Here is a 13,991-nt window from a genome sequence, read left to right on the forward strand (position 1 = left end):
GATAAAACCGCAAACCTTTTTCAAGGCTTGCGGTTTTCCTATTAGAAACCATTATCTATTGTTTTCTGTAAATTATTTTTTTGTAAGTATTATCTGAAGAGCTGTAACATCGTTTATTGTGATTTTTCCGTCCTGATTTACATCAGCCAGCTCTTTATTGAATATTCCCTCTATCGGTATCAATACCACATAGCACTGGATAGCTGTTGCGTCGTAAATATCAAGCTTTTCGTCCTGATTTACATCGCCAAGCTCATATTTTACTTCCGGCTTTCCGCAGTTTATGCATACGCCGTCTTCATATGTATGTCCAAGTGCAGAGATTTCTACAGGAGCGGTTATTTCATTTTCTCCCTTTTCATCGGAGAAAAGCTTTTTGCAAACTTCACATGTCCAGTATGCTTCAAAGCCCTTTTCCTCGCAGGTTGCTTCCTTGCCCTCTGTCTTTGTGAGATTATGCTCAAGTGCAGGTATTTCTACAGGCTCGGCTATCTCGTTTTCTCCGTTTTCGTCAGAGTACATCTTTCCGCATACTTCGCATTTCCAGTATTCTTCAAAGCCGCTTTCGCCGCAGGTTGCTTCCTTGCCCTCTACCTTTGTGAGAGTATGCTCAAGTGCAGGGATTTCTACAGGAGCTTCTATCTCGTTTATTCCGTCTGCATCGGAGTACATCTTTTGGCAGGCGTCGCATGTCCAATATTCTTCAAATCCGCTTTCTCCGCAGGTGGCTTCCTTGCCCTCTACCTTTGTAAGCTTATGTCCACGGGCAGGAATTTCAACCGGCTTTCCAAGCTCTATAAAGAGCTTTCCGCAGTTTTCGCAAATCCAGCATGCCTCATATCCGCTTTCTTCACAGGTCGGCTCCTTGCCGTCAGTTTCTACTATGGAGTGAGGCTTCAATGTTCCGTGTGGTACTCCGCACAGACTGCAGGCTGCCAACTCTGTACAGGTAGCTGTTCCGCCTGAGTGGCTGTTACAGATTATTGTTCCGATTTTTTCTACTGTTCCCAACACATTCACTATTCCGTTGTTGGTCATTGTTATACCTTCGGCTATTGTGAGAGTTATGTTTTCAGGAATATCAAGGGTATAATTTTCCAAAACTTCAAAGTCCTCATCAGGTGTTACATTTCCGTAAACCTTACCCTGAGTTCCTTCAAAAATAATTCCCTGCCAGTTTTCTTTCTGGCTCTGGTCTGTTATTGAGGAAGCTATAATAACGGCATTTCCGTTTTCGCCTGTTGTAAAGACTGAGGCTTCTCCTATGACATTTTCAGAGTCAGCTCCTCCTCCGATTCCGTGTCCATAAGTACTTATAGCTGTAACACTTCCTCCGGTAATTGTAATTTTACCTGCGGTTCCGTAATTTAAAGAATGACCGCCGCCTCCGCCGATTCCGGCTCCCGAACTACTTTGGGCTTTTACAGTTCCTCCGTTAATGGTTATATTTCCGCCGCCTCCGCCGATTAGACAATAGCCAGCGCCGATTCCGGCTCCCAAACGGCTTTGGGCTTTTACAGTTCCTCCGTTAATGGTTACATTTCCGCCGGCTACGCAATGCATAGCACTGCCGCCGCCGATTGCAGCACTCATGTCACTTGCGGCATTTATATTTCCGCCGTTTATAGTTATATTTCCGCATGGAACTATATATTCGATGAGTGATCCGCTATCGTCTACAATACCATCAGAGCCTATCGGTGAGTCAGAAGCATTATCGTCGCTTACTGTCGCCTCAATACTTCCCATTGTGCTTTCGTCTGTGGACTGAGCGTAAATTGTAAGGCTGTTGAGGCTTCCGTTTTCCGCATTATCATCGTCGTCCTGAACCTTAATACCCAAAGGTGCAATAAGCTTTGCGCCGTCTTCAAGTATCAGATGTACATCGTCCTGAATCTCCACACGGTGTGTAAGGGTTACCTCTCCCTTTACTATATACCAGTTATTACTCCACAGAACATTGCTTGCGCTGATTCCCAGAGCATTGGCTGTTTGTTCTTCACCGTTTTCGTCTATGTACTTTACGTCCTTATAAGCCGAATTTACCGGGCTTCCGGTGATTTCTCCGGTTCCCTCTATTTTTCCCAAGTCATCAATTGTTCCGTTATTATTGATAATTCCGTTGTTGATGATTGTTCCGTTGTTAATTATTGCTCCGTTTACATTTATTGTTCCGTTATTTGTCAGGGTTATATTCTTGTCTATTGTCAGTTTTTGTCCTGCTTCTATTGTAAGAGTATGTCCCTGAGGAACTTCAAAGTCAGATGCAGGTGTTACAGTATCTCCGTAAAGCTTTCCTTCGCTTCCCTCGAAGATAACGCCTTTCCAGCTGTCCTTGTGGCTCTGGTCGCCTATTGAGGAAGCGAAAATTACAGCATTTCCGTTTTCTCCGGTAGTGAATGTTCCGTATTCGCCATTTGATCCGTCAATAAATGAGTTTTTGTATCCGGCGCCTATTCCGTATCCTGTTCCACTTGTGGCTGTGACAATACCTCCGGTTATAGTGATTTTTCCGCCGGCTCCCTTTACCGGTATTATTGATGCCCCGCTACCACCGCCGCCGATTCCGGCTGCGCTGCCGCTTTTGGCTGTGACAATACCTCCGGCTATGGTAATTTCTCCTGCGGGATACGGCTTACCCATCCTCTTAAAATCGCCACCGATTGCTGCATTGCCTTCATTTGACTCAGCCTCAAGTCTTCCCATTGTGGCTGCGTCTGTGCTTTGAGCATAGATTGTAAACTTGTTAAGACTTTCGGTTTCACCATTGTTATCATCGTCCTGAACCTTGATACCGGTAGGCGCAATAAGCTTTGCTCCGTCTGCAAGTATCAGGTGTACTTCTCCCTTAACCTCAACACGGTTTGCAAGGGTTACCTCTCCCTGTACTATGTACCAGCCGTTACTCCATACTGTATCGTCAGCTTTTACACTGAATGCTAAAGCGCAGATTTGCTCTTCGCCGTTTTCGTCGATGTATTTTTCATTTCTGACAGTGTCTGTTATATCTTCTCCGGAAATATTTCCGCTGCCCTCAACAGCTCCGTTATCACTGATTTTAATAATTTGTCCGTTGTTTATTATTGTGCCGTTGTTTATTATTTTTCCGCCTAACTCAATTACTCCGCTGTTTGTCAAAGTTATATCTTTCTCTATTGTCAGAGTATTTCCATCGGGGATATTGAGAGTATAGTTTGCAGGAATTTCAAAGCTTCCTTCCGGAGTTACGTTTCCGTAAACCTTACCCTGAGTTCCCTCAAATATAACACCGTTCCAGCTGTCTTTTTGGCTCTGATCTGATATTGAGGAAGCAAAAATTACCGCATTTCCGCTTTCTCCTGTTGAAAGAGGTCCTTCGATTCCTACACGACCACCTGAGACTGTAACATTTCCTCCGCCAATGGTGATATTCTTTCCATAAATACCCACAAAATCTTTACTTGTAGCTGTAACTGTTCCTCCGTCGATGGTAATATCATTATTTCCGACAATACCTGCATCTCCTGAGGCTATAACCGTTCCTCCGCTGATGGTTATAACTTCCCTTGCTTCAATGCCGCTGCCTACGCCGCCATCTTTGCCTGTGGCTGTAACATTTCCTCCGCTGATGGCAATATTGCTTCCGTAAATACCTATTTCGCCTGAGGCTGTAACATTTCCTCCGTTGATAGTAACATTTCCCGAAATACCGTAATAGCTTCCTGAAGCTGTAACTGTTCCTCCGTTGAAAGTGACTTCTCCAGCATCAGGTCTATCACCTATGGCATTATTGTATTCATCACCGCTTACTTCAAGCTTGCCCATTTTTTCTTCATCTGTACTTTGAGCATAGACTGTAAATCTGTCGGAATCTCTGTAAAGCGAAATACCCTTAGGTACATTAAGCTTTGCTCCGTCTGCAAGTATAAGGTGTACGTCACCATTAAGCTGTACTCTGTCTGTAATGGTCACATCTCCCTGCGCTATGTACCAGCCCTCGTTCCATATGGTATCGTCTTCCATGAGTTTCGTGGCAGAAACACAGATCTGCTCTTCTCCGTTTTCGTCAAGGTACTTTACATTTCTGTCTGTCAAATTTATAACGGAATTTCCCTGTACTGTTCCGCCGCCTGCGAAAGTATTGTAAGTCTTAATTGTTCCGTTGTTTACTATTGTTCCGTTATTTGTAAGGGTTGCATCTTTACCTATTGTCAGTTTTTTATCTGCTTCTACTGTAAGAGTATACCCCTGGGGAATTTCAAAATCACTTTCAACAATTATATTATCGCCGTAAAGCTTTCCTTCGGTTCCCTCAAAGATAACACCTTCCCAGCTGTCCTTGCGGCTCTGGTCGCCTATTGAAGAAGCGAAAATTACCGCATTTCCCTTTTCTCCGGTGGTAAATATTCCGGGTTCGCCTAATCCTTCAGCCAGCGGGTAGTCGCAGAATCCGGCGCCGATTCCTTGTCCCTTTTCACTTGTGGCTGTGACAATACCTCCGGTTATGGTGATTGTTCCGCCGTCTCCCCCTTTTTTGCTTAGTATTGATACACCGCCGCCGCCGATTCCGGCTCCTATGCCGCCTTTGGCTGTGACAATACCTCCGGTTATGGTAATTTCTCCTCCGGGATATACATCATCATGCCAATCAGAAATACTACTACTGCCGATTGCCGCATTTTTTTCATACGACACAGCCTCAAGTCTTCCCATTGTGGCTTCACCTGTGCTTTGAGCATAGATTGTAAACTTGTTGGGACTTCCGTTTAAAATATCTTTATCGTTGTCCTGAACCTTAATGCCCGAAGGCGCAGTAAGCTTTGCTCCGTCTGCAAGTATCAGGTGTACATCTCCCTGAACCTCCACACGGTTTGCAAGAGTCACCTCTCCCTGCGCTATGTACCAGCCCGCTGTCCACACGGTATCTTCTGCTGTGACCTCCGTGGCAGAAGCGCAGGTCTGCTCTGTGCCGTTTTCGTCAAGGTATGGTATTTCCTCTGCTGCGAAAACCATCGTTGGCATCATTGAAATCAGCATACACACAACGATAGCCATTGATAAAATTTTCTTTTTCATGTATTGACCTCCTTATTGTAAATTTTAATATATTTGACGGTCAGTCCAATATATCTTTAGTTATATTATACCATACAAAAACACAAAAATCACGAACCTTACAAAATTGTAAGGTTCACAAATATAAATAAAGTATAAACGGATTATTTTATAATCTTTGCTGTAACACCACCGTAAAACAGAAACACAAAAGAAAAGGCTTGCTTTATTTTTAATTAAGCAAGCTCATCACATAAATAATAAACATGTTTTTCCACATACTAATTAAGAGTCCGTAAAATACGCCCAGCCCATTGACTATCGCCCAATTATACGGTAAAATTAGGCGTAAATGTATAGAGGTGAGGGAATGAGAAGGTTTATTTATTCATTTTTAAAAGATAAAAAATGGGACAGTGAAATGCTTGGCTTAGTGGCGCAAATTCACGAATACAAAGGCAGGCAGGAATTATATCTGAAACAAAAACCTGCCGTATTAGATAAGCTTGTGGAAGCTGCGAAAATTCAAAGCACGGAGGCTTCCAATAAAATAGAAGGCATAGTTACAACAAGTACACGCATAAAACAGCTCTATCAGGAAAAAACCACTCCAAAAAACAGGGACGAACAGGAAATTATGGGTTACCGTGATGTACTTAATACGATTCACGAAAATTTTGAATACATCCCTCTAAGAGCTTCCTATATTCTACAGCTTCACAGGGATTTATATAAGTATTCAGAAAAAACAATCGGCGGCAGATTTAAAAACACGCAAAACTATATTTCAGAAACACGTTGTGACGGAACACAGGCAATAAGATTTATGCCTCTTGCTCCATATGAAACACCCGAAGCTATAGATACTATCTGTGAAAGCTTTAATCAGTCGATAGATTCATGTGAAATTGATTCGCTGATTTTAATACCCTGTTTTATCAATGATTTTCTTTGTATACATCCATTCAATGACGGCAACGGACGTATGTCAAGGTTGCTTACCACGTTGCTTTTGTATCGCTGCGGTTACGTTGTGGGACGATATATAAGCATAGAAAGTAAAATCGAAAAAACAAAGGATAAATATTACGATGCTCTTGAACAAAGCGGCATAGGATGGCACGAAGCTGAAAACGACCCTTCTCCCTTTATAAAATATATACTTAGGATTATTCTTTCAGCATATCGTGAGTTTGAAAGCCGTATTGACCTGTTCGATGAAAAACTTCCAGCTGTGGAATTAGTGCGAAGGGCTGTTTTAGAAAAATTAGGAAAGTTCACTAAGAGTGATATTATGGAGCTTGTCCCGTCTATAGGAAAAACTTCGGTAGAAAATTCACTGAAAAAGCTTGTAGAGGAAGGCACTATTATACGACACGGTACAGGCAAAGCAACATTCTACACTCGAAATGATTAACAGCAAAAAGGCTCGCTCCCTATTTGAAGCAAGCCTTTTCTTTATATTAAGGTTTCAATCCGCTGTTTGTGGATCATTCTTTTGGTGTAAAGGTGAACTTTCCGTCCTTGAAGTCGCAGACAATACGGTCGCCTTTCTTTATCTCGTTTTCCAGCATCTTCTCGGAGAGTGCGTCCTCAATCTTTGAGGTAATAGCTCTTCTCAAAGGTCTTGCGCCGTAGGTATCGTCGTAGCCCTCGTTTGATATCTCTGTTACCGCCTGGTCTGTAAACTCTGCGTCGATATCAACAGCCTTAAGTCTTGCCTTGAGGTTTTCCAAAAGCTTTCCGGCGATTTCCTTGATTTCCTCCTGAGTAAGCTTGTTGAACACGATAATATCGTCAACTCTGTTGAGGAATTCCGGACGGAAGAGCTTTTTAAGCTCGCCTATAACAGCCTCTCTGATTTCCTCGTTGGTCTTTTCCTTCTTGTTTTCAGGATTGTCGAAAGCAAATCCCAAACCGTTCTGCTGGTCTGTGATAAGTCTTGCGCCAACGTTGGAGGTCATGATAATTACAGTGTTCTTAAAGTCAACTGTTCTGCCCTGAGAGTCTGTAAGTCTGCCGTCCTCAAGAATCTGGAGAAGAATGTTGAATACATCCGGATGAGCCTTTTCAATTTCATCGAAAAGAACTACAGAGTATGGTTTTCTTCTTACCTTTTCTGTGAGCTGACCGCCCTCGTCATAGCCAACATATCCCGGAGGTGAACCGACAAGTCTGGACACTGTGTGTTTCTCCATGTATTCGGACATATCAAGTCTGAGCATTGCGTTTTCGTCGCCGAACATAGCTTCCGCCAAAGCCTTGCACAGCTCTGTTTTACCTACACCTGTCGGACCTAAGAAGATAAATGAACCTACCGGACGTTTCGGGTCTTTAAGACCAACTCTGCCACGTCTTATTGCCTTTGCAACGGCTGTTACAGCTTCGTTCTGGCCTACAACTCTCTTGTGGAGAATATCCTCCATCTTCAAAAGTCTCTGGCTTTCCTCTTCTGTAAGCTGGAATACAGGAACACCTGTCCACTGGGAAACAATCTCCGCAATGTCCTCGCCCTTTACTTCGCCGCTGACATTGGCGTTTTTGTCCTTCCAGCTCTTCTTCATTTCCTCAAGCTTTGCATTGGCTTCTTTCTGCTTATCTCTGATTTTTGCCGCATTCTCAAAATCCTGCTCGTTTACGGCGCTTGCCTTTTCGTTTTCAAGCTTCTTTATCTTATCCTCAAGCTCTTTTATCTCCTGCGGATAGGTAAGGCTTGAAAGTCTTACACGGGAAGCCGCCTCATCGATAAGGTCGATGGCTTTATCAGGCAGATATCTGTCTGCAATATATCTTGATGAAAGTGTTACCGCTGATTCAATGGCTTCATCTGTGATTTTTACCTTGTGGTGGGCTTCGTATCTGTCACGGAGGCCTTTAAGAATTTCAACAGCCTCTTCCTGTGAAGGTTCGCCCACTGTTACAGGCTGGAAACGTCTTTCAAGAGCTGCGTCCTTTTCGATGTACTTTCTGTACTCCTCCATTGTTGTTGCGCCGATTACCTGGAAATCGCCCCTTGCAAGTGACGGTTTCAAAATATTTGCGGCGTCTGCTGAACCCTCTGCTGAGCCTGCACCGACGATTGTGTGAAGCTCATCTATGAAAAGTATAATATCCTTTGACTTTTTAACCTCGTCGATTGCCGCCTTAATTCTCTCCTCAAAGTCGCCACGGTACTTAGTACCTGCAATCATGCCTGTAAGGTCAAGGCTTACAATCTTCTTGTTTTTCAGAATTTCCGGAATTTCTCCCTTTACAATTCTAAGGGCAAGACCCTCGGCAACCGCTGTTTTACCAACACCGGGTTCACCGATAAGCACAGGGTTGTTCTTTGTTCTTCTTGAAAGAATCTGGATAACCCTCTGGATTTCCTCTTCTCTGCCGATTACCGGGTCGATTTCGCCGTTCTTTGCGGCGGCGGTCAAATCTCTGCCGAACTTGCCCAGGGCATTGTTGCCGCCCTTTGACTGTCCGTTTTTGTTAAGCATTCCGTCAATTCCTGACTGCTGGTTTTCTTCCTCGGAGTCAGCTCCCATGCTGGCTTTAAGAGAGGAAAGAACAGAATTTATATTTACATTTAATTCCTCAAGGAATCTGATTGCATAGCCGTCCCTTTCGGAAATAAGAGCCATGAGCAGATGCTCTGTGCCGACATAGCCGTGGCCAAGTCTTGCGGAAAGCACCATAGCTGTCTGCATAACTCTCTTAGTTCTCGGTGTAAAATCGTCGGGAGTTATAACAGTTCTGCTTCCTGTGCCGATTGTCCTTTCGATAAGGTCTTTCAAATCCTCGGCGGAAAGTCCGTTTTGCTGCAAAACTGAGGCTGCAACGCCGGACTCCTCTGACACAAGGCCCAAAAGTATATGCTCAGTGCCAACATAGGTGTGACCCATATCCTGAGCCGCATCAACTGCCATATTCAAAGCGTTATTTGCTTTCTGTGTAAATCCGTTAAAATTAAACATATACCTGCCTCCCTTTTCTTTTTTTCATTTTTTTCATTTATCGCAAATATGTTAATTTTAAGTTTAAGCTCCAAGTCTTTCTCTTATGGTCTTTGCCCTCAAAATATCTCTCTTTTCAGGGTCGAGATTTTCACCTGCTGTTACAATCATTGTTGCCGGCTGAATTTCCGGTATGAGCTTGTCGATTGTTTCGCAGGTAATTCCGGTAATTTCTCCGGAAACAACGCCCATTCTCACATTTGAAAGCAATTCCATAGCCTCGTCGTGGCTTACTGCCAAGGCGTATTTCAAAATACCCAAGCTTCTGTGAACTGTATCCCTCATGGAAACAGATTTCATAATAGTTTCTCTTGCCTTTACTTCCTGAGAAGCAAGCTGGTCGGTAATATTTTTAAGGTTTTCGATGGCGGCGCTTTCGGAAATTCCCAAGGTTACCTGGTTGGAAAGCTGATACATTGCGCCCTTAGGCTCTGTACCCTCGCCGTAAATTCCCCTTATGGTCAAGCCAAGCTTTGAAAGGTTTCCGCCGATTCTGCTCAAAGCTCCTGTTTTCTGCAAAGCAGGAAGATGAAGCATAACAGAAGCCCTCATGCCTGTACCCAAGTTTGTAGGACACTGGGTAAGATATCCAAGCTTTTCATCAAAGGCAAAATCAAGATTTTCGTCAAGAAGCGTATCAATCTTATCCGCCAAATCATATGCGCCCTCAAGGTTAAGACCGTCTGTGATAATCTGTATTCTCACATGGTCTTCCTCGTTTATCATAATGCTGACCTTTTTGTCATCCTTTAAAACCAAGGCTCTGCCCTCTTTATCGCCGTTTATAAATTCCGGACTGATAAGGTGTTTTTCAACAAAGGACAAACCCTGAGCTCTTGTAAGCTCTCCCACCTTGATAAGCTGGAAATCGGAGGATATTGCGCTGTTGCCCTCTTTAAGAGCATTGTAAACCTTTTGAACTATCTCGTTTTTCCTCTTGCTGTCAAGTCTTGATGGGAAAGGATATCCTTTCAAATTTCTTGCCAGCCTGATTCTTGTGGAAACAACTATTGAGTTATCCATAATTATCCCTCCATTCCCTTAATCTCATCACGAAGCTTTGCTGCCTGCTCAAATTCCTGAGCCTGTATAGCCTCCTGAAGCTGTTTTTTCAAATTGTCCAGCTTGCTGTTTGTTGTGGTGAGTTCATTTTTCTGAGCCTTTGCAATCTTTCTGTTCTGCAAATTATTTCTCCACTGTGTTGATTTCTTGCCGCAGTGTGTTGTATTTCCATGTATTCTTCTGATTGTGGGAACAAGCTCATCTCTGAATGTGTCGTAACACTGGGCGCATCCCACAATTCCGTTTTTAACAATGTCGTTGTATGTGCTTCCGCAGAAAGGACATCTTGTGGCCTGTGTTCTCTCCGGAAGAGCGTTTCCGAAAAAGCTTCCAAGCAAATTGGAAAACTCAGAGGAAAAGTCTCCGAACATATTTGTATAGCCCATCTTCTCTGCGCAGTCCGGACAGAGGTAATACTCTGTGTACTGACCGTTTATCATTGTTTTTATATGTGTAGTAGCTTCGTTAACACCGCATTTTTGACATTTCATAAAGCAATCCCCCTTGCTTAAATCATACATTATATATGTTTATTAACTTGTTTTACTTTTTAAGACCGCTAAATCAAGGTCAGAAGCATATTTTTAAATATGCCCGACCTCAATCCGTCACGGTATTTCTGCGGGACTTCCTGATATGACCTTTCGGAAATTCCGCAGGCCATCAGTCTTGCTGTCTGCTTATCTATTATTTCCTGTGAAACCATATTTGTAAGCATAGCCTCTGCGGTGGCTCTGTCCAGAGTTTTGCCAATTGAATTTATTATATGCATTATGGCGGAACTTCTGTCCAGTTTTATTCTCGTTATTCTGATATAGCCCCCGCCTCCCCGTCGGCTTTCAACAATGTATCCCTGTTCCGGCGTAAACCTTGAGGTGATAACATAGTTTATCTGACTGGGAACGCAGCCCAAAGTGCCGGCAAGCTCGTTTCTTCTTATTTCGGCGTTGCCGTTTTGCTCGTCCAGCATATCCAATATATAATTGGCGACTAAATCGCTCATTCTCATACTAATGCCACCTATCATACGGACATTTCACTGTCCTTTGTTTGACTTTCCCTGACCTTTGTTAATATTATAGCGTGAAGGTCAAAGAAAGTCAAAGTCAAATAAAGTCAAACAAATCAAATTAGCTACCCCTAATCTCCCGTTATCTCCAATTTCCTCCGTTTTCCTCACGAATTCAAATTTTTTTAAAAATTTTTTATTTTTTATTTCCGCCTTGCAAAGGTATATCTTAGAAATTAACTTCATTCCAAGGCGGGCGAGACCTTTTCCGTAATTTTGAGAATGGTTCTCACTAATTTAAGTTTTTCTTATAAAAACAAAAGGTCAAACTCTCTTCTCTGAAAGTTTGACCTTTTATAATAAATAAAATCAAAAATTATCACACAAAACGATTTTGTTTTTCATCGTATTCGTAATTTATCATCTTGAGCTTTTCGACAATCTCATTTGTATCTACATCCAAATCCTTGCCCAGCTCCTCAAGTGAGGGATAAAAATCCCTGAGTTTTGTATTTATAAATGAAAGCAAAATAACCGGATCCTGCGGAACAGCCATTAAAAATACCCCCTATTTAAAATTAAAAACTTATCAACATTGAAGCTATCCTATGTTGATAACTTTTCTTCCTCAATTATACTCCCAACTCTACCTTTGTCAATTATTTTTCTTTTATTTCCGTTTCTTTTATATCCGACATGCTGAGGTTTCATTTAAAAATTCACTTCATCACATGTCGGACGAGACCTTTTTCTTTTACATCCGACATACAAAGCTTTAATTTAAAAATTCAATTCAAATTCTTATATCTATCCACTTCCAAAAGGATTTTAAACAGCTGTTCCTGCTCCTCTTTGCTTTTTGACAAAAGAAAATCGTAACATTCCAAAGGAATGTTTTCAGACTCTGTTCCGCTTTCAAAATTTTCAATTTTATCAAAAAGCTTAGACAACGGGACTTTTAACGCTGATGAAATTTTTTCGACACTCTCAAGTGTGGCGTTTTTCTCCCCTCTCTCAATCTGCCCTATATAAGTTGGATGACAGCCGGACATTTCCGCAAGCTTTTCCTGACTTAAACCCAATTCCACCCTGTAACTCCTGATACGCCTGCCTATTCTTTTTGCGATTTCGCTCATAACTATCACCTCTGCATATAGTCTATAAATATTTATTTATTTTTACTATATACTATTGATATTATATACATGAGATGATATACTATAATTATTACTAAAGATAATTATATATTTATAGTAACTAAAACAGACAAAAAAATTTCCGGCACAACAAAATATTGCCCGGAAACTTTTAAACACAATATAATATAGATACCAAATTATTTTTTTATGTCGTTTATAATGGCAATAACATGTTCAAGCTGTGAGCTGTTCAATCCCTTGGCAGCAGAAACAAGCTCCTGAATTTTTGCAGGGTCGCTGTTATCCATATCAAAAAATTCAAGGGGTGTTATACCAAAATAATCGCAGATATAGAAGAACAAAGACATAGACGGAAGATTAACCCCGTTTTCAATATTATTGATATATCCCGGACTCTGTCCCAGCGACAGGCTCATATCTCTTGCTGAAACGCCTTTATTCATTCTAAGCTCGGTCAATCTCTTTATAAACTCTTCCTTTTCCACGATTATCACCACTAATTATCTTTTTATATCCTTTATAATTGCAATGAGATGGTCAAGCTGCGAGCTGTTCAATCCCTTGGCAGCAGAAACAAGCTCCTGAATTTTTGCAGGGTCGTTATTATCTATATCGAAAAAGTCCTTTGGCGTAATTCCCAAATATTCACAGATATAAAATATACCCGTAAGTGAAGGCATGGACTTTCCGCTTTCTATATTATTTATATACCCGGGGTTCTGACCCATTGATAAGCTCATATCTCTTGCAGATACTCCCTTTTCCTCTCTCAGTCTTGCCAAACGCAAAGAAAAATCCTTTTCAGTCATTTATACTCACCATCCATATAAGGATTTTACCCCACACACGCATAAATATTATTGGTTGACAAGCTGTATTTATATTGTGTTATTTGTTTTTAAGTGTTATAATTGTAAAAATGCAGGTTTTATAATGATATAATAAAAGGAGTTGAAAAAAGTGAAAGAAATAACATGTTGTTTTACCGGACACAGAACTATTCCCATGGGACAGCTGAACTATGTAGCAAACCTCTTAAACCGCACTGTAGAAGAACTGATTGCAAAAGGCTACAGTGTTTTTGCCGCAGGGGGCGCACTGGGATTTGATACAATGGCGGCACAGTGCGTGCTGAATTTAAAATCCAAATATCCCCACATAAAACTGATTTTAATACTGCCATGTTTAGAACAGACAAAGGGCTGGTCGGAATATGATATTTCCGTTTATGAAGATATAAAAAATAAATCCGACGAGGTTATATACACATCATTAAACTATACCAAGGGCTGTATGTTCAAAAGAAACCGAGCTCTTGTGGACAAAAGCAGTGTTTGCATAGCCTATCTCACCAAAAACACAGGGGGAACAGCCTACACCGCAAAATATGCCGTTGAAAAGGGTTTGCAGCTTATAAACTTAGGCAGATAATTCCATATAAATACAAAATGACCGCTTCCGAAGAAGCGGCCACTTTTTTGGGTTATTTAATAACGGATAATAATCAATTATGATGCCAGCATAAGCTGAATAAGAGTTGCGTCATAGACAGTAATCTTTCCGTCCTTGCTGCAATCGGCATTTTCTGTATAGAACACCTTATCATTTAGCCTGTTTTCAGCTTATTATAACATACCGCAATAAATATATCAATATTATAAAGTGTTTTCTTATGTTTCATATGGTTTTTTTACTAATGTCAAGATGATTAAAATCACAAAACAA

General features: G+C 41.5%; 11 protein-coding genes. 2 read left to right on the plus strand and 9 right to left on the minus strand.

The window, feature by feature from the left end; genetic code table 11:
• Positions 1-72: 72 nt before the first annotated feature.
• Positions 73-5,055 (minus strand): dockerin type I domain-containing protein, encoded by a 4,983-nt coding sequence (locus tag CGICJO_RS02710; protein WP_486499548.1) that lies wholly within the window; start codon positions 5,053-5,055, stop codon positions 73-75.
• Positions 5,056-5,404: 349 nt separating this feature from the next.
• On the opposite strand from CGICJO_RS02710, the gene CGICJO_RS02715 reads away from it, so the two are divergent.
• Entirely contained in the window at positions 5,405-6,451 is a 1,047-nt protein-coding gene (locus tag CGICJO_RS02715; RefSeq protein ID WP_486499549.1) for a Fic family protein, read from the plus strand.
• A gap of 73 nt (positions 6,452-6,524) precedes the next feature.
• Here CGICJO_RS02715 and CGICJO_RS02720 read toward each other — a convergent pair whose 3' ends face one another.
• The 8 genes from CGICJO_RS02720 to CGICJO_RS02755 all read right to left on the minus strand — a co-directional run bounded on the left by CGICJO_RS02720 (position 6,525) and on the right by CGICJO_RS02755 (position 13,075).
• Positions 6,525-8,996, minus strand: coding sequence for an ATP-dependent Clp protease ATP-binding subunit (locus CGICJO_RS02720; protein ID WP_486499550.1), 2,472 nt, complete (start codon positions 8,994-8,996; stop codon positions 6,525-6,527).
• A gap of 63 nt (positions 8,997-9,059) precedes the next feature.
• The gene (locus CGICJO_RS02725) at positions 9,060-10,058 is read right to left on the minus strand and encodes a protein arginine kinase (protein ID WP_087377165.1); all 999 of its coding nucleotides are present in this window, start codon (positions 10,056-10,058) and stop codon (positions 9,060-9,062) included.
• Between the two features lie 2 nt (positions 10,059-10,060).
• The gene (locus tag CGICJO_RS02730; protein WP_486499551.1) at positions 10,061-10,588 is read right to left on the minus strand and encodes a UvrB/UvrC motif-containing protein; all 528 of its coding nucleotides are present in this window, start codon (positions 10,586-10,588) and stop codon (positions 10,061-10,063) included.
• Between the two features lie 68 nt (positions 10,589-10,656).
• Positions 10,657-11,106 carry a CtsR family transcriptional regulator gene (locus CGICJO_RS02735; protein ID WP_486499552.1) on the minus strand — a complete coding sequence of 150 codons (450 nt, stop codon included), beginning with the start codon at positions 11,104-11,106 and terminating at the stop codon, positions 10,657-10,659.
• Between the two features lie 379 nt (positions 11,107-11,485).
• A complete protein-coding gene (locus CGICJO_RS02740) occupies positions 11,486-11,662 on the minus strand; it encodes a DUF4250 domain-containing protein (protein ID WP_087377159.1) in 177 nt (58 codons plus the stop codon).
• A gap of 232 nt (positions 11,663-11,894) precedes the next feature.
• A complete protein-coding gene (locus tag CGICJO_RS02745) occupies positions 11,895-12,242 on the minus strand; it encodes a helix-turn-helix domain-containing protein (protein WP_087377157.1) in 348 nt (115 codons plus the stop codon).
• Between the two features lie 200 nt (positions 12,243-12,442).
• Positions 12,443-12,751 (minus strand): helix-turn-helix domain-containing protein, encoded by a 309-nt coding sequence (locus CGICJO_RS02750; RefSeq protein WP_486499553.1) that lies wholly within the window; start codon positions 12,749-12,751, stop codon positions 12,443-12,445.
• Between the two features lie 15 nt (positions 12,752-12,766).
• Positions 12,767-13,075 carry a helix-turn-helix domain-containing protein gene (locus tag CGICJO_RS02755; protein WP_486499554.1) on the minus strand — a complete coding sequence of 103 codons (309 nt, stop codon included), beginning with the start codon at positions 13,073-13,075 and terminating at the stop codon, positions 12,767-12,769.
• 151 nt (positions 13,076-13,226) lie between these two features.
• Here CGICJO_RS02755 and CGICJO_RS02760 point away from each other — a divergent pair, with 151 nt between their 5' ends.
• Positions 13,227-13,697: an SLOG family protein gene (locus CGICJO_RS02760; protein WP_486499555.1), complete on the plus strand. Its 471-nt coding sequence runs from the start codon at positions 13,227-13,229 to the stop codon at positions 13,695-13,697.
• Positions 13,698-13,991: the final 294 nt, after the last annotated feature.

The organism is Candidatus Limousia pullorum (genome assembly GCF_057405065.1).